We start from the raw sequence: 24,628 nt of genomic DNA on the forward strand, positions 1-24,628 counted from the left end.
TAGTCAATGTGAATCGGAGCCCGCGATAATCAAAAAAGTAGTGGGCTTTTCAGATTTATACAAAATTCAGGTGGGCTCTCGAATTATGACGAAAGCAGTTTTCGCCTCCAATTAATCCTTTCTACTACGGTAATTTTGGAAGTGCGGAAAGAGCATTGACGCCACTATTAGCCCAGTCCTTAGAAAAGGAGTCTGTTGTGCCCAAAAGCCTGCCTGTCGAGTTGCCTGAGCGCCTTTGTCTTGGCAACCTGCCAACACCACTGCAGCCTCTTGTTCGAATCAGTGAGCGTTACTCCCTCCCTTTTGATGGCCCCAGAATCTGGGTAAAAAGGGACGACCTGACTGAATTTGGGATGTCTGGTAACAAACTGCGCAAGCTGGAGTTTGTTGCTGCAGAGGCACTCAGCCGGGGTTGTGATACCTTGATTACCTGTGGTGGAGCTCAGTCCAACCATTGTCGGACTACGGCGCTTGTCGGTGCGCGCCTTGGACTTGGGGTGCACCTTATACTGCGAGGTGAGCCGGATACTGCAGTGGATGGGAACCTGTTGTTGGACCATCTCGCTGGCGCGAATGTATCCATCTATTCACCCAGTGAGTATGCAGCTAACCTGGAGCAGATTTTTGCCTATTGGCACGAGGAATACCTTGCCCACGGCCATCACTCTCTTTGTATTCCGACTGGCGCCAGTGATGGGTTGGGCATTTGGGGTTACCTGGCTGCTTCGCAGGAGTTAATAGAGGATTACAGCAGTCAAGGTTTTGAGCCAGAGCATATCGTCTGTGCCACTGGCAGCGGAGGAACCCAGGCGGGGTTGACTCTGGGTTGCCAGTTACTCCAGGTTAAAACCGGGGTTACCGGATACGCGGTATGTGATAGCGCTGCCTACTTCCAGAGTAAAGTTCGCGAGGATATCAGTCACTGGAGCCGCTTGACGGGAATTGATCTTGATCTGTCATCTCTAAAGGTTGGTGTGAATGCGAACTACATTGGGCCTGGATATGGAGTGGCGGATCCTGAGGTCTACCAGACAATTATTGAAGTGGCCAGCCTTGAGGGAATTTTGCTCGACCCGGTCTATACAGGCAAAGCCTTTCATGGACTTTTACAACAGCTACGCAATGGTATTTATCAAGGTTGTAGCAATGTGGTTTTTGTCCACACTGGCGGGCAATTTTCTCTATTCCCCTACCGGAAAAATTTTTCATTTCAACAGGATTAGCCCCCCGTTACTGTTCTAGTGCAGCGTAAGCTGCTAACCTGCGCAACAAATTACGGCTGTAGCTGTATATAAAACAATCAGAATTAATTCAGAGGAGTGGGGGGTTAGCTTGGATTCCTTTAATCAACTGCTGCTGTCATTGGACGGCATGCTCGGTTCAGCACCTTGGTTTCCCTGGGTGTTGCTCGGGGTAGGTTTCTTTTTCACAATTTATCTTGGGTTCCCGCAAATTCGCTATTTCGGGCACGCAATCAAGATTGTCCAGGGTAAATACGATAAGCCCGGTGACCCGGGAGATACCTCGCACTTCCAGGCCTTGGCCACCGCGCTTTCCGGTACTGTGGGTACCGGTAATATTGGTGGTGTGGGCCTCGCTATCTTCTTGGGCGGCCCAGCAGCGTTGTTCTGGATGTGGATGACCGCTTTCCTGGGTATGACAACCAAGTTTGTCGAGGTAACTCTCTCGCATAAGTATCGTATAAAAGCGGCAGATGGTTACTACGCTGGTGGCCCCATGTTCTATATGGAGCGCCGTCTCAATATGAAGTGGTTGGCAGTAATGTTTGCCATTGCCACTGTAATTTGCTCTTTCGGTACTGGAAGCCTGCCCCAAGTGAATAACATCGCCCAGGCGATGCATGACTCTTTTGGTATTGAGAAAGCGCTGACCGGTGGTGTACTTGCTATTTTGCTGGGTATGGTAATCATCGGTGGTATTACTCGGATCGCCAAAGTGACCTCCACTATTGTTCCCGCGATGGCACTGATCTACGTGGTAGGCGCTTTAGGGGTGATTTTTTACAATATCGAAAATATTATCCCTTCTTTCGTTGCTGTATTCAGGGATGCCTTTAATGGTAGTGCTGCAGTGGGAGGTTTCTTGGGTGCCAGTTTCGCTTATGCTTTTAACCGCGGTGTTAACCGGGGGCTCTTTTCCAATGAAGCGGGGCAGGGGTCTGCGCCCATTGCCCACGCTGCGGCACGTGCCGATGAACCTGTTTCCGAGGGTATGGTTTCACTGCTCGAACCGTTTATCGATACCATTATTATCTGTACCTTGACCGGCTTGGTGATCCTTTCATCCGGTGTTTGGACTGAGAAGCATGAGAACCTGTTTGAAGGTGCGGATACTTATGTGGTGGCTGGTAACTATAGTGAAGAAAATCCAGCAGAAGTGAAGCAGTTGTTCAGCTACCTGAGTGGCCAGCCCAGTGATGTTGAAGCCTACAATGGCTCAGTGGTTGTGACTGATGGACACCCGCTGAATGCTCAGGACTTTACACTGATCCATGCGCGTTCTATTGCCGAGGATCTGGATTTCCGCGTAGGCGATGACGAATTCAGTGGTGTTCTCAATGTGGTGGACGGTAAATTCGCCAATGAGGATGTGGATATTTGGGGTAAATCCTTGGTCCATTCCGTTGCGCTTACTAACAAGGCTTTTCAGCGCGGTTTCTTTGGGGACTATGGTGGCCTGATCGTTACCCTGGGGATCCTGCTGTTTGCCTTCTCAACCGCTATCGCTTGGTCTTACTACGGCGACCGATCCATGATCTATCTGTTTGGCCCTAAAGCGGTGATGCCATATCGGATTGTATATGTAATCGCATTTTTTTGGGCGGCGATCGAGGACACCACGGTTATCTGGAACCTTTCTGCGGTAGCAATTGTAATCATGACCTTACCCAACCTATTCGGTATATCCGTGTTGGCGAAGGAAATGAAAGATACCGTCAAGGACTACTGGAAGGACCCAAGCCATAAATAGTGGGATTTTCTTGGATCAAATCCAAAAAGGCAGCCAGGTGGCTGCCTTTTTTGGTTATGACCCGGCCGGTATGGCTTCCGGGTTAAACCAAGCCTACTCAACAAAATCTATTATTCTGCCTTGGCGCTGAGAGTTACGCCTGAGTAGGAGGAGTAACCACGGATACTGATGTGCCAAGTACCAGTCTGTGGGTTGCTCATGCTGCAGCTCTCATCATTACCCCACTCGTATGGGCGGCAATCCCAGTTGTTACGCGTTGGTGCAGATCCGTAGCGAACATAGAGATCACTATCACCACTTCCGCCAGACATGGTTGCAGTGATAGATGTGGCATCGCTACCTACCTCAAGAGTGAAGTGCTGCCACTCTCCCTCAGAGCCAGAAAGATTTGATTCTTCCCAGCTGCTTGAACCACCATCGTCACCGCCAGAAAAGCTACCTACCAGGCTCACACCGGAGAAGGAGCTGTAGCCGCGTACCATCACATAGTAGGTGCCAGCCTGTACGTCTCCATCAGCGATGTCACAGGTCTCGTTGTTGCCACTGCTGAATGGGCGACAGTCGTAAGAGGAAGTCGTTGGAGCAGCACCGAAGCGTACATAGAGGTCTGCATCACCGCTTCCGCCTGACATAGCGAAGCTCAGGTCAGTAGCACCTGCTGGTACATCCATGGTGTAGTGAAATTCATCGCCGGAACTACCAGACAAACCATCTACTGATTGCCCGTTCTCCAATTCACCGGGAGGGGGGGGAGGGGTATCATCACAGGTAACGCCCACTGTATCGAATGCTGCAGTGACATCTGACGAGTTATATCCTAAATCCTCCGCTGCGGATACGACACCACAGGCGGCCTCATCGTAGTCAGAATACTGGCCCCAGTACATCTGATTGGCGAGGACAAAGGCATCAAATGCTGTTTTGGTATTCCAGCCACTGGTATTGGCAAGCAGGTAAAAAGCGCGGTTGTAGACGCCAGAACTATAGTGTACGTCCATGCCATCGTAGTAGTCGCTCGCATGTCCGATAGATCTACCATCTTGCGTGGGATCTTCAAAATAGCGCAGCGCTCCATCAGCTTTGAAGATTTGTGCTCCAACCAGCCAGTCATTGCTACCGGTCATAAAGTACTCGGCAGCCTCACCTGAGATATCGGAGAAGGCCTCATTGATGCCTCCAGGTTGCCGGCTGTACTCAAGATTTGAGTTCTGCTCGGTAAAGCCATGGCTGACTTCGTGTGCAGTAACGTCCAGGCTAACCAGCGGATAGAAAGTGTTGCGGCCATCACCGAAGGTCATCTGGCTGCCATCCCAGAAGGCATTTTCGTAATTACTACTGTAGTGAACCCGCAGGCGCAGCTTCTGTGTGAGTGGCGAAGTGTCGTACCAATCGCTGAACATATTGAAGACCACATTGCCAAAGAAGTGGGCATCATTCAGCGGAGAATAAGCACCATTTATTTCCTTATGATCATTGTAGGAACAGGGGAACTGGTGAATACTGCCGCCGCTGGTCGCATGGTTTAAATCTACGGTTTCAACATTAGTTGTACTCATGCGGCAGTCATCAGTCACTTCCATTGATGGGAAGTCGGTGCCGTACTCGTAGCGGCCGGTCTTCTGGTTGCCCCCGGGGCCTTGGGCATCCTTGAAGGTGAGGCCATCCCAGTGCTTGATTACTTCACCAGTCATTGCATCAATGAAGTAGAATGGGCGGCGCGGTTCATCTCCATACTCTACCCAGTTTACCAAGTAGGCAAGACGTGCTTCATCTTGTTCATTGATATAGACATAGAGTTCTTTTTTCTGATTTTGGGCTTCCAGTTTTAGGACTGGCAGTGACAGTGCACCCTGCATAATGCCCTGCTGAACCCGTTCAGTGATCTGGTGACGCATAGCGCGGTCGATGGCATTGTCGCTATCGATAGCTGCGCGAACAGTCGGCACTTCGAGTTCAAGGCCAGTAAGTACATTGCCGTGAACTTCGGTAATCAGGCCCTGGCCGGAACTCGTTACTGTCTGGCCCCAGACAGGAATGCCCTTATGGGTCTGTTGATAACGGGCAATTGTTTTGCCATTTCCGAGAGTGCGCTCACGTACTTTCACTAGGGCCATGTCGGACCCTGCGACCGATGTCAGCGTTTGGGACGAGAGCATATCCGGGGTGGCTGGGATACGGTCGGCGGCCTGGGCACTGATAGCCAAGGCTAAAGTGCAGGTAACTCCTACTAGATGCTTCATTGCTAGCTTTCCCTTTATAACTTTTTTATATGAAACCGGGTGCTCGAAGCCAGGAAAACCCATGTGGGTAATAGCGATAAATCTGCCAGGCCGAAGCACCTCGATCTTTTAATGTGGTCAGACAGCAGAAGATGGCCGGGCGTCAGGGGTGGGGCCGCATTAGCGGTGTTGACGCGCGCTTTCTCAAACCTGTTACCCGATATTACCGGGCAACCTGAGGTTACCTTGCGTACGCATACTGGCAACAAAAAGGTGATGACAAACCTATATATTTGAATTGTTTTCGATATTTTTGCTCGGGTAGTCACAAATCAGCAATTAATATCCTGCCGAAGAAATTCGTTAGATTCGCATAAATAATCCTGTTAAATGAGCAGAGCGCCAAGCAATTATTTTTTTAGAAAAAAGTTGTGATCATTTTTTTCTATACGTTGAGGAGTAGGTATTCCCTTTCCCATGAGCTTATTACTCTGTTGAATTCTTCATATTCATCACGTTTTATTGCACTCCATGCTTTTACGAATTTCCTGCCAAACATTTCAGCTGCCTCTTCACATTCCGATAAAAGATTGAGTGCGTGTTCTTGTGTTCTTGGTAAGGTGACGGGTTCCATGGAGCAGTCGCCCTGATAGGGTGCACTGGGTGCCACTTTATTGATCATTCCCAGATAACCGCAAGCAAGAGAGGCTGCAATGGCGAGATAGGGGTTGCAGTCAGCGCCGGGAAAACGATTTTCCAGTCTTTTTCCTTGAGGGGAGCTGTCTGGAACCCTCAACCCAGTGGTGCGATTATCATAACCCCAGTGCAAGCTGGTTGGCGCTGCCATTTCTGGAGTGAAGCGTCGGTAAGAATTTACGTTTGGGGCAAAAAAGCTTATAAATCCAGGAGTATATTTTTGCATCCCGCCGATAAAATGCAGAAATTTACTATTTTCTTTTCCGGTCTCGTCCACAAAAATATTTTTCTCAGTTTTTACATCGATGACATTCTGGTGTAGGTGCAGTGCGCTACCAGGTTCATCTTCCATTGGTTTGGCCATGAAGGTTGCGTAAATTCCATGTCGCAGGGCGGTCTCTCGGACTGTGCGTTTAAATGTGAAAATTTGGTCGGCCAGTTGAAGAGGATCTCCGTGAAGAAAATTGATTTCCATTTGTGCAGTTCCGGATTCATGGATTAACGTGTCTGCATCAAGACCTTGCGCTTCACAAAAATCATACATGTCTTCAATAATGGGTTCATATTCATTGGCTGCATCAATGCTGTAGGATTGCCGGGTTTTTTCTGTGCGGCCAGATCTGCCAACGGGAGCGGAAAGTTTTTCGTCAGGGTCCAGATTGCGCTTAACCAAGTAAAATTCTACTTCCGGGGCGACAATTGGTTTCCAGCCTTTTAGCAAATATTTTTCTAGAACGAATTTGAGAATATTCCGAGTGCTAATCGGATGTGGTCGACCATCCCGTGTGTAGCAATCATGAATAATTTGAGCAGTGGGATCGTTGGCCCAAGGGTTTAAACGAACAGAATCGGGATCGGGTACTAGCAGCATATCGGTATCTGCCGGGTCTACCAGCTCGTTGTGTTCATCCACAAAGTCGCCAGTGACTGTTTGTACCAGGATGCTCTCGGGGAGCCGGCTGTCCTGTTTAAGAAACTTATCCGTTGGTGTGAATTTTCCTCTGGCATTGCCTGACATGTCTGGCACCAGACACTCCACTTCAGCGATCTCGTGTTCGGCGAGCCAGCGGGTGATTTTGTCCATCGCATACCTGTATTTTATGTGCCTCGTATGGAGGTAGATTCAGTATATGCCTCACCACCCCACACGCGATCTAAAGGAAATGGCCTAACGGAGCAGTGGAGCATCAGAGCATTTCGGAGTTCTGACTTTGATAATGGCATAAAGCCGAATTAGTATTCAGTAAAATGCGGATGCATATTTTGCGAGATTGAGATCAATATTGATTTCATTAATTCAAGGACTTGCATTGATGAAAGGCCTACAAGGGCACACGGATTCCTATTTCGCTGCAAGCGCAAATGTCATTCCTGCCTATCCGCAACTGGAGGGTGTTACTGACGTCGATGTTTGCGTAATTGGCGCAGGTTACACAGGACTTTCAACAGCGCTGCATCTGGCTGAACGTGGCTACAAGGTGGCAGTGCTTGAAGCTGAGCGTGTGGCATGGGGTGCTTCAGGGCGCAATGGTGGCCATGTGGGCGTAGGACAGCGCCGGTGCCAGAGTGACCTGGAGGAAATGTTTGGCATTGATATCGCCAAAAGGCTATGGCAGTTCGGCATTGAGGCTGTGCAGTTGGTTGAGCGCCTTATTGTTAAGTACAAGATTCGCTGTGGCTTGAAGCGAGGCATCATGCATCTTGCCGCCAAACCCAGTCACGACAACTACCTGCGGCAGGAGGCGGACCTTCTACAGGACCGTTATGGTTATACCGAGGTTCGCTATGCGGATGAACAGGAAGTGCAGGAGCTGATAGGTTCCAGGCGTTATTTGGGGGCACAGGTGGATAGTGGCTCTTTACATTTGCATCCTTTGAACTATGCGTTGGGATTAGCAGCGGCCTGCAAAGAGATGGGGGTTGAACTCTTTGAGCGCAGCCGCGTATTGCAGTACAGAGGAAGTGGCCCCTGTGAAGTGACAACCGCAAAGGGGCGGGTTAGGGCGAATAATATAGTGCTGGCCTGCAATGGCTATCTGGGTAACCTTGAGCCGCGCATGGCCGGCAAGATCATGCCAATTAACAATTTTGTGCTTGCTACCCAGCCTTTGTCAGAGTCCTTGGCCAGAGAGTTGATCGCCAATGATCATGCAGTGCAGGATACCCTCTTTGTTATCAATTACTGGAAGCTATCCGAGGATAACCGCTTGATCTTTGGCGGGGGGGAGAATTACACCTCTCGCTTCCCCTCGAATATCCGCCGGTTTGTGCGCAAGAATATGTTAAAAGTGTACCCGCAACTGGAGACAACACAGATTGATTATGGTTGGGGGGGAACTCTGGCTATCACAATGAACCGCATGCCGCATATGGGTCGGCTGGAGCCGAACGTATTCTATAGCCAGGGCTACTCTGGCCATGGTGTCCCCACAGCAACTTTTGCTGGCAAGCTCCTGGCTGAGGTGATTGCCGGAACCGAAGAGCGCTTCGATATCATGGCACGAATACCTACGGAAACCTTTCCTGGTGGCACTCTACTGCGCTGGCCGGGATTGGTACTGGGTATGCTTTATCACAGTCTGCTGGACAGATTTGGGCGCTGACAATTTGCCTCCGTTCAAGGAGTACGCAGCGATCTGAAGTCAGCTTGACATACAAAAAAGGCGGAGGGGAAGAATACACTTGACCCGGGGCCGTAAGGGACATGGATGCTGATTACGAGCATGCAAGGATGTATCCACAGCGTGTCGTGAGAGGAGAGTATTCTTTGGTTCCTGCCCAGTAGTTAGAACTGGCTTTGATGATAAAATGCCACGGATTGAAACCTGGGAGCCTGTGCTTGTACCACTCAGAATAACGAAAACGCAAAAGCCGGCTTATTCCCAGGCACGAACCTGTTTAGGCCCGCGCTCGAGAGAGGCCCCGCCAGATTCTGAACACTGCGAGGCTCACTTGAGGGACGTAGGGCAAAACGACCTGACCACTTTCATGATTACCCGTGTGAATCATGTTCTGCAGCTGGTTGTGGCCAATCAAGCGGAGAGCCGTGCTGAACGCACTCTTGAGGATCTGCAGCGAATGTTGTTTGTCCTGCTTGATAGGCGACGTAAAGAGATCAAGCCCCAAGGGCTGGATGATGTGGAGGCACCCTGATGGCTGCTCGACCGGACAAGCTGGTAATTGCAATTTCCTCACGTGCGCTTTTTAACCTGGGTGAAAGCCATCGGGTGTTTGAAGAGCAGGGATTACAGGCGTTTTCCCGTTATCAGATTGAACGGGAAAATGATGTGCTGGAGAAGGGCGATGCCTTTCCATTGGTAGAGAAGCTTTTAAAAATTAATGAGCTGCTTGGGGGGGAGCCCCGAGTGGAAGTTATTTTGCTTTCCCGCAATAGTGCAGACACTGGCTTGCGGGTGTTCAATTCCATTGAATACTACGGCCTGGATATAACCCGCGCGGCTTTTTGCAATGGTGAGAGCCCTTATCGCTATATTGGGCCCTTTGGGTGCAACCTGTTTTTGTCTGCGGATGGTGTGGATGTGCGGCGCGCTCTGGATCAGGGCGTGGCGGCGGCAACCCTGGTGGCCGGTGACAGCCGTAAACGTAGGGATGACGTGCTGCGTTTTGCCTTTGATGGCGATGCCGTCATATTTTCCGATGAGGCAGAACGGATTTATAAACGAGAAGGGCTCGTGGCTTTTACCAAGGCGGAGCGTGCGTCGGCACAAAAACCGCTGGGTGGCGGACCATTTAAAGGGTTTCTCGAAGCGTTGCAGAAACTGCAGGCAGAGTTTGAGCTGGATAGTTGCCCGATTCGCACAGCGCTGGTCACGGCGAGGTCTGCTCCGGCACATGAGCGTGTCATTCGTACTTTGCGCGCCTGGGATATCCGTGTGGATGAATCAGTGTTTTTGGGGGGGCTACCAAAAGGTGAATTCTTGCGCGCTTTTGGTGCAGATGTCTTTTTCGATGATCAGCCGGCTCAATGTGCTTCTGCAGCCGAGCATGTTGCAACGGGCCACGTGCCCCACGGAATTGCTAATGTTGACGCTTGATCGAATTAAGCCGCCAGAATGAGATAGATCTCCCAAAGTCGATTGACACTCGCGACTCTTCGCCGGATATTCAACTGTCTGATGGCCTGGACTTTGATTCGCTGCTATTCTTTTCTCGCATAACTCAAGATGCTTTTTATAACTAACACTTTTTCTGTCAGGGTTGCGCTCGTCCTGGGGTGGGGTGAGTGATACAAGGGAGGACCTATGAAGCTGCAGCAGTTGCGATATATCTGGGAAGTGGCGCATCACGACCTCAACGTTTCTGCTACTGCGCAGAGCCTCTATACCTCCCAGCCAGGCATCAGTAAACAGATTCGCCTGCTTGAAGATGAGCTTGGAGTGGAAATCTTTGCGCGCAGTGGCAAGCATCTTACCAGGGTGACCCCTGCCGGTGAGGCAATCTTAAAAACCGCCGGCGAAATAATGCGCAAGGTTGAGAATATTAAGCAGGTTGCCCAGGAATTCAGCAATGATAGGAAGGGCAGCCTTGCGGTAGCCACTACCCACACCCAGGCTCGTTATGCGCTGCCGCCGGTGATCAAGCTTTTTATCTCTCGTTATCCCGATGTTTCCCTGCATATGCATCAGGGCACGCCCATGCAGATTTCAGAGATGGCAGCGGATGGTACTGCGGATTTTGCCATCGCCACCGAGGCCCTGGAGCTGTTCAGCGATTTGGTGATGATGCCGGTTTACCGGTGGAACCGCTGCGTGCTGGTACCGAAAGACCATCCGCTGTGCCAAGTCAGCAAGCTGGATCTTGAAGAGGTCGCCAAGTACCCGATTGTTACTTATGTTTTCGGTTTTACCGGGCGTTCAAAACTGGATGAGGCTTTCCTCGAGAAAGGTTTGTCACCGAAAGTGGTGTTTACCGCTGCGGATGCGGACGTGATCAAGACCTACGTCCGTCTCGGCCTCGGGATTGGTATAGTGGCAGATATGGCGGTGGATGGAGAGGACGAGGATCTTGTGGCTTTGGATGCCAGTAATCTATTTGAGTCCAGCGTAACGAAGATTGGCTTCCGTAAGGGAATTTTTCTGCGTGGCTTTATGTATGAATTTATCCAGCAGTTTGCCCCGCACCTTACCCGTGAGCTGGTAGACAAAGCCGCTCATGCCACTTCCCGGGCAGAAGTGGACGCACTTTTCTCTGAGCTGGAGCTACCGGTTTATTAAGTTGGAGGGTGCGAGCGGGGAGGGGGTAGAGGTCAGGAGGCCTCTACCTGGATCAATGGCTGCAAAACCTCTTTGGCGAATTTGAAGTAAACGGTAAAAATTTCCGCTTTCTGGCCTTCATTTTCAACCACAAAGAAAGGTGCGCGCTCTACTTTATATTGTTGGGCAATCTTCATGCCCGGGCTTTGTGGATCGCGCACATCGGCTATCAATGTCTGATCGATAAACTTCAGTTGATCATTCCCCTCGAGCTTCTCCTGCACATCGCGGCACTTGGTGCAGAGGGAGCCATCGTCGAGTATTTTTTTAACCAGCGTGATCTTCACAATAAATTCCTTGATCTGGTTTCAGCACCGGGATCGGTGCTAGTGCTTTTGAATCTATCAAAGGGCCTAATAACTTTGAAATATCAATCTAGGATAGACTTATAACCAAAAACTGTAGCTGTGCTACATATTTTTGCTTTCTGGGAGACCCTGGAATGCCCGGGAGAAGTGGTTAGCACAGAAATTGCTCGGCAGTGTCCAAAAGCAGCCGCACCTTAGCCAAGCATTCGCGGTGCTCATCTGCGGGATCTGAATCCGCGACGATGCCGCCACCCGCCGCACACGTCATGCGGCCATTGCTGGCGCTGAAGGTGCGAATGGCAATATTCGTGTCTGCACGACCACAGCTACTGATATAGCCGATACTGCCGCAATAGATGCCTCGGGGGCTGGACTCCAACTCGCGAATGACCTCCATTGAGCGCCGCTTAGGTGCGCCAGTGATAGAGCCACCGGGAAAGCAGGCGGTAAGCAAATCACTATAGGCGGCATCCTCGGGCATTTCACCGGTTATCACACTTACCAGGTGATGGACATTGGCAAAGCTAGCCAGTTGAAACAGCTCCGGGACTCGCACGCTGCCACTACGGCACAACTTACTGAAGTCGTTGCGCAATAAATCCACGATCATCAAGTTCTCGGCGCGATCCTTGGGGCTTTTCTGCAAAATAGATGCCGCGCGTTGGTCCTTCACCGGATCGGTGACCCTGGCGGCGGTACCTTTGATGGGCTCTGTGCGCAGGCTGCTGCCGTCTGCTCGAATGAAACGCTCCGGTGACATGCTTAGCAGGCTGCCTTGGGGCAGTTTCATATAGGCCGAGAAGGGCCCCGCTGCACGTGTCCGCAGCGCCAGATAGGCGCCAAAAAGATCCCCTTCGTAGGGAGCGCAAAAACGCTGGGTGAAGTTGGCCTGGTAAATATCACCGGCGGCAATATATTCAAGAATACGCTCGATTCGCACGCAGTAATCTGAGGCGCTGAGTTCATGCTCGAAGGGTGCCAGCAGTCGAAACTTGCCTGGCATCAGGGGCTTCACCCACTCCACTGACTCAAAGCGGCGGGTCAATTCTCGCACCTGTCGACCGGGACAGGCGGGGTGAAATACCAAGTGGCTGCTGCCCAATTGGTGGTCGGCAATATAGGCCCAGCCGTAAAGGCCGAAATACCCTGCCGGTAAGTCAGTTGAGCGGGTATCTGCGGGCAGATAGTTGCCCTCTACACCAAGTTCATAGCCTGCGTAGCCGATTGCACCGCCACAAAATGGCAGTTGTGAGTCGCGATCTTGAGGGCAAAGCTCACAAGTTAAGTCATCCAACTGCAAAAATGGCTCCGGGCTTTCAGCGCTTAACTCCAGGGTATTCAGCGGATCGGCGCTGATAATATCAAAGCGCCCATTGCTGAGTGGCCGGCCACTATCGAGCCAGACCGGGGCGGGCAGATCCGCTACTGTCGCAAAGGCTGTTGCAGAGTTCAGTGAATAGGGCAGGGAAACAATTTGCATATCAAAACATGGCTGTCCGCAAGACGGCGCACACTACACACTTTGCGGCGGTGTGAAAAGACTGAGTGGCTCTTTAGTCAATTCTGCGTTCGATTCCGGCCTGGGACATCAGGCGGGTAGCGAGCTCCTCCACCGAAAGTTGTGTGGCATTGAGGAAGGGCACCTGGGCTCGGCGTAACATCTGTTCGACCTGGCGCACTTCGAATTCACACTGCTCTTTAGAAGCGTAGCGGCTGTTGGCGCGCCTTTCCTGTCGAATCTGCATCAGGCGTTCAGGCTTTATGGTCAATCCAAATAGCTTCTGGCGATAAGGGCGTAAAATCTTCGGCAGAGTGGTGGAGTCCATGTCCTCTTCAGTAATGGGGTAGTTAGCGGCCCGCAGGCCGAACTGAAGGGCCAGGTACAAGCAAGTCGGTGTTTTGCCGGATCTGGACACGCCGAGGAGTATCACATCGGCCTGCTCAAATTCACTAATCCTGCGGCCATCATCATTGTCGATAGCGAAGTGCACCGCATCAATGCGCTCACTATAGCGGCGATTGTCTGCAATGCCGTGGGAGACATTGACTGTTTGAGCCGGGTCGCGGCCGAATAAGTTGGCTAGTGGTGTCAGATAATTTTCGAAAATATCCAGCATCAAGGCCGGGCTTTGGTGAAGCTGGTCGCGGATCTTGTCTGAAACAATACTGGTGATAATGATCGGTTGTAGTCCAGATTCTCTTGCGGCTTTCTCAATACGCTGGAGCGCCTGTTGTACCTTTTCGGTGGAATCGATGTAGGGCAGGGTTACCTGCTCGACATGCTGGTCCTGGAATTGCGCTAACAGGCTGTGGCCTATAGCCTCCACTGTCAGGCCGGTTCCGTCGGAAATAAAAAAGGCAGTACGCTTGTCTTTTGCCATGTTTCTTCTCTATTTATCAGCAAAGCCAGGTGGCGAGGAAGTGCCCAGTATAGAAGGGGGGCGACAAAAGATCTTTTATTCTTTGGCACTGTATATCTTGTAGAAAATTTACAACATTTTTGCCATCTTTTACGGGCTATTTTTTACAAGACTCATCCTTATAATCAGCGCCCACTAATACCTGATTTCAGAGGGGCTTCACTTGACGAACTTCACCATCGACTTCGCAAAACTGGGTATGGACGATGTCGACAAGGTCGGCGGTAAAAACGCATCACTCGGCGAGATGATATCTTCACTCGCCGGTGCTGGCGTGAGTGTGCCAGGCGGCTTTGCAACTACCGCGGAGGCCTTCCGGGCTTTCCTCGCCCACGAACAGTTAGAACAGCGAATCGCCGAGCGTCTGAAAGGGTTGGACGTTGGTGATGTTGTGGAGCTGGCGAAGGCAGGCGACGAAATTCGCAACTGGATTCTGCAAACTCCGTTCCCTGCTCAGCTTGAAAAAGAGATTCGTGATGGATATGAGGCTTTGGGCGGCGGTGAGACCGCTGTCGCTGTGCGCTCCTCCGCAACAGCAGAAGACTTGCCGGATGCTTCTTTCGCAGGCCAGCAGGAGACCTTCCTAAACATCCGAGGTGTTGATGCAGTATTGCAAGCGGTAAAGGAAGTCTTTGCTTCTCTCTATAACGATCGCGCTATTGCTTACCGGGTACATACAGGTTATGCGGATGTGGGGGTAGCCCTGTCTGCTGGTATCCAGCACATGGTGCGCAGTGAGACCGGGGCTGCCGGTGTAATGTTCACCCTGGATACAGAGAGCGGTTTTCGCGATGTAATCTTTATCACTGCTGCCTTCGGTCTGGGTGAGACAGTGGTGCAGGGGGCGGTAAACCCTGATGAATTCTATCTGTACAAGCCTGCTTTGGATACCGGCCGCCCAGCAATCCTGCGCCGCAATCGCGGCAGCAAGGCGATCAAGATGGTGTACGACCAGAGCGGTGAGTGTGGCCGCTCGGTAAAAACTGTGCAAGTGGCGGAAGAGGACCGACAACGCTTCGCCCTCAATGATGCAGAATTGACCAGTTTGGCTGTGCAGGCTCGTAAAATCGAAGAGCACTATGGCCGCCCGATGGATATTGAGTGGGCCAAAGATGGCGACACCGGCGAACTGTTTATAGTACAGGCGCGCCCGGAGACCGTGCGTTCCCGTGACCAAGGCACCAATATAGAGCGCTACAGCTTGCAAGAGCGGGGTGAAGTGTTGTGCGAGGGCCGGGCGATTGGCCAACGTATTGGTGCCGGCCGTGTGCGTAAATTGAGGTCTGTGGAAGATATGGCTGCTATGCAGGATGGTGAAGTCCTGGTGACCGATATGACCGATCCAGACTGGGAGCCAGTACTGAAGAAGGCCAGCGCGATCGTTACCAACCGTGGTGGCCGTACCTGTCACGCTGCAATTATTGCCCGTGAGCTGGGTATTCCTGCTGTAGTGGGCTGTGGCAACGCTACTGAGTTGCTGGAAACCGGTACTCCGGTCACGGTGTCTTGTGCAGAGGGCGATACCGGGTTCGTGATGTCTGGAGAGCTGGATTTTCAGCGTGAGGAAACTGAAGTTTCTGAAATGCCAGATCTGCCTTTCAAAATTATGCTCAATGTGGGCAACCCGGATCGCGCATTTGCGTTTAGCCATCTGCCCAACCAGGGTGTTGGCCTGGCGCGTCTGGAGTTTATCCTGAACCGCATGATTGGTATTCATCCTAAGGCACTCCTGGAGCTGGATAGTCTGCCGGAGGACCTACAGCAAAATATCCGTGAACGCATCGGTGGTTACGCTTCTGCCGAAGATTTCATTGTCGAGAAGCTGGTGGAGGGGATTGCTACCCTGGCCGCTGCTTTTGCCCCCAACCGGGTTATTGTTCGCCTGTCAGACTTTAAGTCAAATGAATATGCGCATCTGGTCGGTGGCCAATTGTATGAACCCAGCGAAGAAAATCCGATGCTCGGTTTCCGCGGTGCTGCGCGTTACCGCTCTGAAGATTTCCGTCAGTGCTTCGCTCTCGAATGTCGTGCGTTGAAAAAAGTACGCGATGAGATGGGTTTGACCAACGTGGAAATTATGGTGCCCTTCGTACGTACCCCGGAAGAGGCCGAGGAAGTTGTCGGCTTGCTCGCTGATAATGGCCTGCGTCGCGGTGAGGGTGGACTTAAAGTCATTATGATGTGTGAGCTGCCCTCCAATGCCCTACTGGCTGAGGAGTTCCTGCAACATTTCGATGGGTTCTCCATTGGTTCAAATGACCTGACTCAGCTCACTTTGGGGCTGGACCGAGATTCTGGCTTGGTGGCTGATCTATTTGATGAGCGCAACCCGGCAGTGAAGGCGCTGCTGTCCCGCGCTATTCAGGCCTGTAAGAAGGCCGGCAAATATGTCGGTATTTGTGGCCAGGGCCCATCTGACCACAAAGACTTTGCTCGGTGGTTGATGAATGAAGGAATAGATAGTGTTTCCCTGAACCCTGATACCGCTGTGGACACCTGGCTATTTTTGGCCAATGAGGAGGCCTGATTTCCTCCCAAAAGCAGCCCTTTGGGGCTGCTTTTTCGTTTATCAGCGTCCCATCCCCTGAAAACTCCCCATATTTTTTTTCGCTCTCCCTGGTGTGCAACTGTCAAAATGTTAGTCAGCTGTTGCTGATTACCGTGAAACCGCCAAACTTTGTCCTGCAATAACTGTGTGAGACTTAACGATCACACCTTAACCAAAAAATTCAAATCTCTATTAATTCTCCGCTAGAGAAGAATTCATTCTAAATGTCCGCTGCCGCCTCGATAGAATCTTTAGAGTCAGGAGGCTGCGCGTAAACTGGAATAAAACTTCGCGCAATTTGCTTTGGAACAGGCTCACCGCTGAGACAGGAAGCCATCGTGTTGAAGCGCAGGTGGTACTGGTCGGGCTGTGTATCTGTCCATCCGCCAAAACAAAGCAGAGTAAGTTGTTGAGGTGATCTATGTATACGAGCAGACAGTTACAGATTCCCCTTCTGCACATCTTTCTGATGTTGTGCGTCTTAGCATTACTAGTCGCGCCCCCTGCAATGGCGAAGCCCCGCGGAGGTAACTGGTTTGATGATCGAGCCGCGGCCAGGGGTGGGAGTCCATCTATCAGAATTGATTTAAGCGAACAGCGCGCTTATTTGTACAAGGGTGGCAAGTTGGTCGGTGTTTCCAGGGTATCCTCGGGCAAACGGGGTTATGGCACGCGTCCCGGGCACTTTCGTGTACTCTCCAAGCATCCTTATCACCGCTCTTCTATCTACGGCAGCTTTGTAGACAGGCGCACGGGACGCGTGGTGAGATCCAATGTAAACACCCGTAAACATCGTCGCCCTGCGGGAACTGTCTACCGTGGAGCAAAAATGAATAATTACATTCGATTTAATGGCGGTATTGGTCTCCATGCGTCTGGCCATGTGCCTCGCTACCCGGCCTCTCATGGTTGTGTACGCATGCCGCCGCACATGGCGAGAAAATTCTACCGGCATGTACGTGTTGGCACTCCGGTTCGTGTGACTCATTAGAAGGATTTGTAGCAGCGAAGGCTTGGCCGGGTATTATCCATGGAGGTAATACCCGGCATTTCTTAGTCCACCTGCCACCATTGCCCCACTATCGCTATCATCAATTCTTTGCCAATGATTGTGAGATAGCTTATGTCCATTTCAACTCCCGATCTGTGTGATGCCCATGGTGATGAGATTCAGGTGGTTGAACCGATGTTTATCAATTACGGTGGCCGTGAACACTTTGGTGGGCAGATCGAAACCATCAAGTGCTTTGAAGATAATTCCTTTGTCCGTGAACTGGTGGCAGAGCCGGGGTATGGAAAAGTATTAGTAGTGGACGCTGGAGGCTCCATGCGCCGCGCCTGCCTTGGAGATATGCTTGCAGAGAAAGCGGTGATCAATGGGTGGGAGGGGATTGTGATGTTTGGCTGTATCCGAGATGTGGATGAAATTTCGAGCCTGGACCTTGGAGTGCAAGCATTAGGAACACATCCAATGAAAACTGAGAAGAAAGGGATTGGCGAAAGAGGGCGGTCAGTAACTTTTGGTGGGGTTACTTTTCGCCCGGGTGATTATCTCTATGCCGACAATAATGGCATTATCGTTGCAGATAAACCCCTTACTTAAAAGTATTTCACATAAAAAATGCCGCTCATACACTGTTGGCACAACGCTTATTTTTGCCGGCGGTGTATGATGAGCTGCCTGTCCATTTAAAGGGTAAGATGGCAGGGCATTTACTACTGGGTCAGAAGGAAAGAATACATTGCACTCGAGACGTGCTGTGAATACATCCCTGTAAGCTCGTAATCGGCATCCATGCCTCATACGGTCCCGAGCGCCGTGTATTCTTCCCTTCCCCCTTTTTAGTAGCTGCAAGTTTCCACAGCAAAACCTTAGCGATATTCGATCAGATCACCCACTGGGTTTTCTGGCATGCGCAGCGACATCAGGAAATTTAATATCTTATTTTGTTTTTCCTCGCTCAGGTTTTTGAAATTTTGCGCGGCAGCACTGGCTTCGCTGCCGGGATTGTCGTGGAGTAGGATGGCCTCCACCAGCGTAAGTGCCCTGCCATCGTGAAGGTAAGGTGCGGTGTCGGCCACGCCCCAAAGGCGAGCGGTAATAAACTCGCGTTTTTGCTGCTCATCAAAAAAGAAAGCGCTCTCAGCAAGCTCTTCTCCCATATCGTGACGTTTTAAATCGGAGAACATGGGCACCTCAACTCCACCATTGAAAATAGGCTGGAAATACGTGGGATGTTTGGTCAGGTCCACTTCGTAGAAAGTATCTTCAAAAGGCTTTTCCGGTGAGCCGGTTAGCTTGTAGGGCAGTGTTCTACGTTCAGTAACCATGGTGGGGCGATGGCAATCCGCGCAGCCAATGTCGGTAAACAGATTGCGACCTTGCCTGTGTTTCTTGGAGTCGAGTTCGAAAGGGCGATCCAAAGTAGTGATAAAAATACTGAGAGCAGACAGGTCGCCGATCGAGATTTCGTTAGTTACGCCGTCGTTATCTGCATCGGCATACTCACCGCCAAAACCTTCCGCTGCCTGCATGCCTAGGTGGAATGCCAGGGCGGTTACATCAAATTCCCTAACTGAGGCATTGTCCCCTTTTCTGCCAAATGGCCGGACTATCAAGTCTACATCAATACCCTCTACATTGGAGGTGTCCAGGTTGCCACTTCCATCGGCGACGATGGAGCCAAAGTTAACCGATTTGGTATCCAAGTTAACGATGGTCCCAGGGTTATCCAGGGCGTATTGTTTGAGTCCTTGAAGTTCATGGGTCATCTCCCTGCCAACCAGTTCGATTCCGCCAGCTCCAAACAGGAATAGGGGGTTAATCAGACGACCGTCATATTCGGCATGGCCGTCGAAGCTTTCATCAATCACATCAATATTGACTGGGCGGAACATGGCGCTGGTACTGAAGCCACCTCCACCTCCAATGCCCAGAGTTGCTGGGACCGTTCGGTTGCTGACGATTGTATGGCACTCCAGGCAATTTTGAGAGTCCAGGCCATTTACGCGCAGAAAAATACGATTGCCTTGTAGTGTGGGTCTGTTGCCTGCTTCTGGTGAATGATTGTCGGGTTCTGATGTGTCATGTGCACCATCGCCATACCCATCGTGGCGATTAAAGGGCGTGGAGAAAATAAGCAGGCCTGCTTTACGAATTTCCTTTAGGGACAGCTCCCCGGTAGAGATTTGATCCTGGGTAATTCTGTCTTCCGGATTTAAGCGGGGGCCTTCCCCCACAAGGTCGGCATGGAGTAATGGAGGAAATACTAATCCGATGCCGATAAGTGATATTGTTGAAATAATTTTCATGATTATACCCTTATTCTATTTTTTTAACCTCCAATCACTTGGAGGGATAAATTGGTGATAGCGATTCAAAGTAATTAGTTGGTAGAGGGTTAGGTCACTTGAAATAAAACGGGGGCTGGGAGCCCAGTTGAAAGCGTCAGAAGGATAGGTCGATTTTGAGTGATAGCGGTGCCAATGGGCGCCCGTCTTTGCCAGCTTTACAACGAGCTCGACAGGCGGGTCATCCATTTCCTCGGGTGAAATCTCCCCGCCAGAAATTGTCACCTATCATTGTGCTTTGATACCCCTTTAAGGCCCGTAGGAAATGGCAGGGTATTTCGCTGTTACTGCCGATATGGAAGGTAAAAATGAGCGAATGGCGCAAGAAGTACTTTACCAGACCTCTTTTAAATATCATCAGGCGAGTTCTTCCGCCAATCTCGGAGACTGAGCGGGAGGCGATGGAAGCCGGTGAAGTCTGGTGGGATGCCGAACTGTTGTCTGGCAAACCGGATTGGGACCAGTTGCTGAAAATGGGGCCGCCGGAGTTGAGTGAGGAAGAGCAGGCTTTTCTGGATGGACCGACAGAAGAACTCTGCCAGATGGTGAACGACTGGCAGATCAGTTATGTCGATCACAGTATTCCCGAACATGTCTGGGATTTTCTGCGCAAACACCGCTTTTTTGGCATCATTATTCCCAAGAAGTATGGTGGTCTTGGCTTCTCTCCCACGGCCCACGCCGAAATTGTTACCAAGATCTCCACACGCAGTAATAGTGTGGGAGTCACCGTAATGGTGCCGAACTCCCTCGGCCCAGGAGAACTATTGCTTTCACACGGCACACAAGAGCAGAAGGATCACTATTTACCTCGCCTTGCGGATGGTTCTGATATTCCCTGTTTCGCCCTTACCAGCCCCCAGGCTGGTTCCGATGCTGCCTCGATGATTGATCGCGGTGAGATTTGCTACGGGGAGTACAAGGGTGAGAAGGTGCTCGGTATGCGTGTGAATTGGCATAAGCGCTATATTACCCTCGGGCCTGTTGCCACAGTGTTGGGGCTGGCCTTCAAACTCTACGATCCTGAGCATATCCTGGGGGATCAGGAGGCACTGGGAATTACTGTCGCCTTAGTCCCTACCGATACACCGGGGATCACTATCGGCCAGCGCCACCTGCCAGCCATGCAGGCTTTTCAAAATGGTCCGAACTGGGGAAAAGACGTTTTTATTCCCATGGGTTGGATTATTGGTGGTCAGGAAAATGTTGGCAAAGGCTGGGAAATGTTGATGAGCGCACTTGCCGCCGGGCGAGGGATTTCTCTTCCCTCTCTCTCGACTGGTGGGGCCAAGATGGCGGCACGCACTACTGGCGCTTACGCGCGTATTCGTGAGCAATTCAATGTACCGGTGGGGCGCTTTGAAGGGGTGCAGCGGCGCTTGGCAGAGATTGCTTCCATCGCATTTGTACTTGATAGCGCCCACAAAACGACCACCCGCGCCCTTGATGATGGGCTTAAGCCTGCGGTAATCACTGCCATTATGAAGGCTAGTGCCACCTCCGGCTTGCGTCATGCCATTAATGACGCCATGGATATTCATGCTGGCAAGGCGATTATGGATGGCCCAATGAACTACCTGGGCAATGCCTATCGTGCGGTACCCGTGGCGATTACAGTGGAAGGCGCTAATTTGCTGACCCGCAGCCTGATGATCTTTGGTCAGGGCGCAATTCGCTGTCACCCCTACCTGCTGGATGAAATGCTCGCGGCAGAGAATCCTGACGAAGAGGAGGGTTTGGAGCAGTTGGATAAATTACTGCCCAAGCATATATGGTTCCAGTTCAAAACTCTGCTGCGCGGGATCTTTCATGGTTGGACAGTGGGCCTCTTTGCCAGCAGTCCACGTAATGTGGGTGGCGCAGCAAAATATTATCGCCAATTGAACCGTTATTCCGCGGTACTTACTCTGGTAACGGAAGTCTCACTGATGAGTCTGGGTGGGGAACTGAAGAGGAAGGAGCTGATCTCCTCCCGCCTCGGGGATGTACTTAGCCAGCTCTACCTGCTCAGCTGCACCCTCAAGCGGTTTTATGATGATGGCAACCCCAAAGACGATTTGCCCCTGCTTGAATACTCCATGCGCGATGGTCTACATAAAATAGAGGTTAACCTCTTGGAGGTCTTTCAAAATTTCCCTCGCCCCTTCTTTGGCCAGCTATTGCATTTTCTTACTATGCCCTGGGGGCATAGTATCCATACCGCGTCGGATCGTCAGGCCCGCGCATGTGCAGAACTGTTATTGAGTCCCTCCAAAACAAGAGATCGCCTCACCAGTGGTGTATTTGTCGGTAATCCTGGCGATGGTGTGGAAATTGTTGAGCAAGCATTTTTAAAAGTCTGCGCCACAGAAAAGGCCCGGGAAAAGCTGAAGAGGGGCGGAATACGCACACTCAGCCGCGAGTCAGTGGAAGACGGGTTGCAGCGTAACCTGATCAGCGATGAGGAGGCCGAAGCCCTGATTGATGCCGCCGATGCGGTGGATAAAGCGATACAGGTTGATCATTTCGATCATTTAGGGGAAGCAGCGGGGAGGGTTGAATAGCGTTGCATGGGAAAACAGACCACCATGGAAACTCCTTGCAAAGAACCCCCTGAGCGATTTACCAATGTCGAGAAGTGTATTGATGCACTGCTGGAGAAAGCCGGGCGGAAAATTGTATTGGGGCTGCCCTTGGGGTTAGGAAAGGCCAATCATTTTGCCAATGCTATCTACGCACGCGCCGTTTCCGATCCTTCAATTTCCTTAACGATATACACCGCCCTGACCTTGGAACGCCCCAGAGGCGATAGTGATATTAGCCGCCGCTTTATCCAGCCACTGTTGGACCGCCTATACAGTAACTACCAGGACCTCGGTTATGTTGTCACTCGCCGCAAGGGACGGCTGCCGGATAATATCAATGTTATTGAGTTCTATATGGAACCGGGTGCGCTGCTGGGGAATCACTATGCCCAGCAGCATTATGTGAGTGCAAATTATACGCAGGTGCCGGAAGATCTTCTGCGTTATGGGGTAAATGTAATAGCTCAGATGGTGGCGCCAGCAGAGGGGGGAGGGCGTTACAGTTTGAGCTGTAACCCCGATTTGACTCTGCCCCTGCTGAAAATGGCTGGCAATCGCGAAGAACCTCCGCTGTTTCTCGTGGGAGAGGTTAACCCCCAGCTACCCTTCATGATTGGCAGCAGTGAGCTTGAGGAAACAAAATTCGATTTCCTTTTGGAAGGTGATACCTTCAATACACCGCTTTTTGCCGCTCCCGCGATACCAGTCAGTTTTACCGAGTATGGCACTGCTTTTCATATCGCTAGCCTGGTTGCCGATGGCGGTACCCTGCAGGTAGGCATTGGCGCTCTCGGGGATGCTGTTTGCCATGCGCTACGCTTGCGCCATAAGGAAAATGCTCTCTATCGGCGACTGGTTGAAGAATTGGTCGGCTGTGAATCCCTGACTTACCGCGAAGACTTGCCCCTGATGGTTGAGACTTTTCAGCAGGGTTTGTACGGTCTCAGCGAAATGGTATCTCATGGATTTCTGCAATTGCGTAAGGCGGGGGTCTTAACCCGTGAGGTATACGGGGATGCTCAATTGCAGCAACTTCTTGATGCCGATGAAATCATCCATATAGTGAGTGAGGAAACCCTGCTGGCATTAAAAAAAGCTGGTCGTATCAGCTGTCCCTTGACACCCGAGGACACTCAATTCCTTCAGCAGTTTGGCATTGTGGATGACAGTTATAGTTGGCGCGGGCACAAGCTGTTGACCCCGGAGGGAGAAGAAGAAGAGTGTGATTTACACAGTGAGCACGGCCGCAGACGTTTGATTGGAAATTGCTTGAATAAAAAACTGCGGGGTGGAACCTGGCTGCACGGTGGATTTTACCTTGGCCCTGAAGTGATGTATCAGGAGTTGCGGGACCTTTTGCCCGAGGAACGCGCTGGCATTGATATGATAGACATTGATTTTACCAATGACGTCCAAGCGCAGCGGGAGCTGAAGCAGGCACAGCGCAAACAGGCATGTTTCGTAAACTCTGCCATGATGGTCACCTTGGGAGGTGCAGTGGTATCCGACGGGTTGGTTGATAACCAAGTGGTTAGTGGTGTTGGGGGGCAGTACAATTTTGTTGCCCAGGCTTTTGCGTTGCCCGATGCGCGCTCGATTATTGCCCTGCCCAGCACAAGGATGCGCGGTGGTATTTGTGAGAGCAATATTGTCTGGGAGTATTCCAATACGACTATTCCGCGACATCTACGTGATGTGGTGGTCACTGAATACGGAGCAGTGGACCTTCGAGGGAAAACTGATCGGGATGTCATGGTGAGTATGTTGAGTATTTGCGATACACGCTTTCAGGCAGTTTTGCTTGAGCAGGCCAAATACGCTGGAAAAATTGAAAAGAGCTTTACCATTCCCGCAGAGTTCAACAATAACACACCGGAGCATATCGCTGAGATTTTCTCCGATGAAAAATCCTTATCAATGTTACCCTATTACCCTCTGGGTACCGATTTTACTGACGAAGAGGCACTGCTAGCGGTAGCATTACAGCAATTACGGGCGGCAGATCGCAGTTGGTGGAGGATGTTAGTAGCAGTGATCAAAGGGCGTAAGGTCTGGCATGACAAGTCCACAAGTACCGAGCATATTCAGCGTTGCCTGGCGCGCATGGGTTATGATCACACCGATACTTATGAGCACCGCTTGGAAGCATATATCGTTGCCGCCGCACTGCAGGACTATTTAGATATGCGTCGTCCTCTGAGCTGGGAATAGTGCCTATTAACTTGGCAAACGAATATGTTAACAGGTTAATGCGGCAT

General features: G+C 51.1%; 17 protein-coding genes. 11 read left to right on the top strand and 6 right to left on the bottom strand.

Annotated features, from left to right (window positions below; genetic code table 11):
- Window positions 1-197 precede the first annotated feature (197 nt).
- Window positions 198-1,223, top strand: a complete 1,026-nt coding sequence (locus ACCI49_RS11190; protein WP_371839075.1) for a D-cysteine desulfhydrase family protein — start codon at window positions 198-200, stop codon at window positions 1,221-1,223.
- Window positions 1,224-1,332: 109 nt separating this feature from the next.
- Window positions 1,333-2,991 (top strand): alanine/glycine:cation symporter family protein, encoded by a 1,659-nt coding sequence (locus ACCI49_RS11195; protein WP_371839043.1) that lies wholly within the window; start codon window positions 1,333-1,335, stop codon window positions 2,989-2,991.
- Window positions 2,992-3,101: 110 nt separating this feature from the next.
- Here ACCI49_RS11195 and ACCI49_RS11200 read toward each other — a convergent pair whose 3' ends face one another.
- Both ACCI49_RS11200 and ACCI49_RS11205 read right to left on the bottom strand, forming a co-directional pair.
- Window positions 3,102-5,231 carry a M4 family metallopeptidase gene (locus ACCI49_RS11200; RefSeq protein ID WP_371839044.1) on the bottom strand — a complete coding sequence of 710 codons (2,130 nt, stop codon included), beginning with the start codon at window positions 5,229-5,231 and terminating at the stop codon, window positions 3,102-3,104.
- Window positions 5,232-5,655: 424 nt separating this feature from the next.
- On the bottom strand, window positions 5,656-6,990 hold the full coding sequence (locus tag ACCI49_RS11205) for a glutamine synthetase family protein (protein ID WP_371839045.1): 1,335 nt from the start codon (window positions 6,988-6,990) through the stop codon (window positions 5,656-5,658).
- 229 nt (window positions 6,991-7,219) lie between these two features.
- On the opposite strand from ACCI49_RS11205, the gene ACCI49_RS11210 reads away from it, so the two are divergent.
- The 4 genes from ACCI49_RS11210 to cysB all read left to right on the top strand — a co-directional run bounded on the left by ACCI49_RS11210 (window position 7,220) and on the right by cysB (window position 11,140).
- Window positions 7,220-8,509: an NAD(P)/FAD-dependent oxidoreductase gene (locus tag ACCI49_RS11210; RefSeq protein WP_371839046.1), complete on the top strand. Its 1,290-nt coding sequence runs from the start codon at window positions 7,220-7,222 to the stop codon at window positions 8,507-8,509.
- Between the two features lie 349 nt (window positions 8,510-8,858).
- A complete protein-coding gene (locus ACCI49_RS11215; RefSeq protein ID WP_371839047.1) occupies window positions 8,859-9,059 on the top strand; it encodes a hypothetical protein in 201 nt (66 codons plus the stop codon).
- A complete protein-coding gene (locus ACCI49_RS11220; protein WP_371839048.1) occupies window positions 9,059-9,961 on the top strand; it encodes a 5'-nucleotidase in 903 nt (300 codons plus the stop codon). Before ACCI49_RS11215 ends, ACCI49_RS11220 begins: the two co-directional genes overlap by 1 nt.
- 207 nt (window positions 9,962-10,168) lie before the next feature.
- A complete protein-coding gene (gene cysB, locus ACCI49_RS11225) occupies window positions 10,169-11,140 on the top strand; it encodes an HTH-type transcriptional regulator CysB (RefSeq protein WP_371839049.1) in 972 nt (323 codons plus the stop codon).
- 32 nt (window positions 11,141-11,172) lie between these two features.
- Here cysB and ACCI49_RS11230 read toward each other — a convergent pair whose 3' ends face one another.
- The 3 genes from ACCI49_RS11230 to ppsR all read right to left on the bottom strand — a co-directional run bounded on the left by ACCI49_RS11230 (window position 11,173) and on the right by ppsR (window position 13,868).
- On the bottom strand, window positions 11,173-11,466 hold the full coding sequence (locus ACCI49_RS11230; RefSeq protein WP_371839050.1) for a hypothetical protein: 294 nt from the start codon (window positions 11,464-11,466) through the stop codon (window positions 11,173-11,175).
- Window positions 11,467-11,638: 172 nt separating this feature from the next.
- Window positions 11,639-12,967 carry an aminodeoxychorismate synthase component I gene (gene pabB, locus ACCI49_RS11235; protein WP_371839051.1) on the bottom strand — a complete coding sequence of 443 codons (1,329 nt, stop codon included), beginning with the start codon at window positions 12,965-12,967 and terminating at the stop codon, window positions 11,639-11,641.
- A gap of 73 nt (window positions 12,968-13,040) precedes the next feature.
- The gene (ppsR, locus tag ACCI49_RS11240) at window positions 13,041-13,868 is read right to left on the bottom strand and encodes a posphoenolpyruvate synthetase regulatory kinase/phosphorylase PpsR (protein WP_371839052.1); all 828 of its coding nucleotides are present in this window, start codon (window positions 13,866-13,868) and stop codon (window positions 13,041-13,043) included.
- A gap of 202 nt (window positions 13,869-14,070) precedes the next feature.
- Here ppsR and ppsA point away from each other — a divergent pair, with 202 nt between their 5' ends.
- From ppsA to rraA, 3 genes are all read left to right on the top strand, one after another.
- A complete protein-coding gene (gene ppsA, locus ACCI49_RS11245; protein WP_371839053.1) occupies window positions 14,071-16,434 on the top strand; it encodes a phosphoenolpyruvate synthase in 2,364 nt (787 codons plus the stop codon).
- Window positions 16,435-16,876: 442 nt separating this feature from the next.
- Window positions 16,877-17,446 (top strand): L,D-transpeptidase family protein, encoded by a 570-nt coding sequence (locus ACCI49_RS11250; protein WP_371839054.1) that lies wholly within the window; start codon window positions 16,877-16,879, stop codon window positions 17,444-17,446.
- 132 nt (window positions 17,447-17,578) lie between these two features.
- A complete protein-coding gene (gene rraA, locus ACCI49_RS11255; RefSeq protein WP_371839055.1) occupies window positions 17,579-18,058 on the top strand; it encodes a ribonuclease E activity regulator RraA in 480 nt (159 codons plus the stop codon).
- Window positions 18,059-18,327: 269 nt separating this feature from the next.
- On the opposite strand, the gene ACCI49_RS11260 is transcribed toward rraA, so the two are convergent.
- Entirely contained in the window at window positions 18,328-19,767 is a 1,440-nt protein-coding gene (locus ACCI49_RS11260) for a di-heme oxidoredictase family protein (protein WP_371839056.1), read from the bottom strand.
- A gap of 326 nt (window positions 19,768-20,093) precedes the next feature.
- On the opposite strand from ACCI49_RS11260, the gene ACCI49_RS11265 reads away from it, so the two are divergent.
- Both ACCI49_RS11265 and ACCI49_RS11270 read left to right on the top strand, forming a co-directional pair.
- Window positions 20,094-22,349, top strand: a complete 2,256-nt coding sequence (locus tag ACCI49_RS11265; RefSeq protein ID WP_371839076.1) for an acyl-CoA dehydrogenase — start codon at window positions 20,094-20,096, stop codon at window positions 22,347-22,349.
- Between the two features lie 24 nt (window positions 22,350-22,373).
- On the top strand, window positions 22,374-24,581 hold the full coding sequence (locus tag ACCI49_RS11270; protein WP_371839057.1) for an acetyl-CoA hydrolase/transferase C-terminal domain-containing protein: 2,208 nt from the start codon (window positions 22,374-22,376) through the stop codon (window positions 24,579-24,581).
- Window positions 24,582-24,628: the final 47 nt, after the last annotated feature.

It is taken from the genome of Microbulbifer epialgicus, assembly GCF_041447265.1.
Taxonomy (GTDB): Bacteria; Pseudomonadota; Gammaproteobacteria; order Pseudomonadales; family Cellvibrionaceae; genus Microbulbifer; species Microbulbifer epialgicus.

Excerpts from the sequence above, each read along its gene's own strand:
- ACCI49_RS11200 (WP_371839044.1), bottom strand. The coding sequence starts at position 5,231 with ATGAAGCATCTAGTAGGAGTTACCTGCACTTTAGCCTTGGCTATCAGT.
- ACCI49_RS11205 (WP_371839045.1), bottom strand. The coding sequence starts at position 6,990 with ATGGACAAAATCACCCGCTGGCTCGCCGAACACGAGATCGCTGAAGTG.
- ACCI49_RS11210 (WP_371839046.1), top strand. The coding sequence starts at position 7,220 with ATGAAAGGCCTACAAGGGCACACGGATTCCTATTTCGCTGCAAGCGCA.
- ACCI49_RS11220 (WP_371839048.1), top strand. The coding sequence starts at position 9,059 with ATGGCTGCTCGACCGGACAAGCTGGTAATTGCAATTTCCTCACGTGCG.
- cysB (WP_371839049.1), top strand. The coding sequence starts at position 10,169 with ATGAAGCTGCAGCAGTTGCGATATATCTGGGAAGTGGCGCATCACGAC.
- pabB (WP_371839051.1), bottom strand. The coding sequence starts at position 12,967 with ATGCAAATTGTTTCCCTGCCCTATTCACTGAACTCTGCAACAGCCTTT.
- ppsR (WP_371839052.1), bottom strand. The coding sequence starts at position 13,868 with ATGGCAAAAGACAAGCGTACTGCCTTTTTTATTTCCGACGGAACCGGC.
- ACCI49_RS11250 (WP_371839054.1), top strand. The coding sequence starts at position 16,877 with ATGTATACGAGCAGACAGTTACAGATTCCCCTTCTGCACATCTTTCTG.
- rraA (WP_371839055.1), top strand. The coding sequence starts at position 17,579 with ATGTCCATTTCAACTCCCGATCTGTGTGATGCCCATGGTGATGAGATT.
- ACCI49_RS11260 (WP_371839056.1), bottom strand. The coding sequence starts at position 19,767 with ATGAAAATTATTTCAACAATATCACTTATCGGCATCGGATTAGTATTT.
- ACCI49_RS11270 (WP_371839057.1), top strand. The coding sequence starts at position 22,374 with ATGGAAACTCCTTGCAAAGAACCCCCTGAGCGATTTACCAATGTCGAG.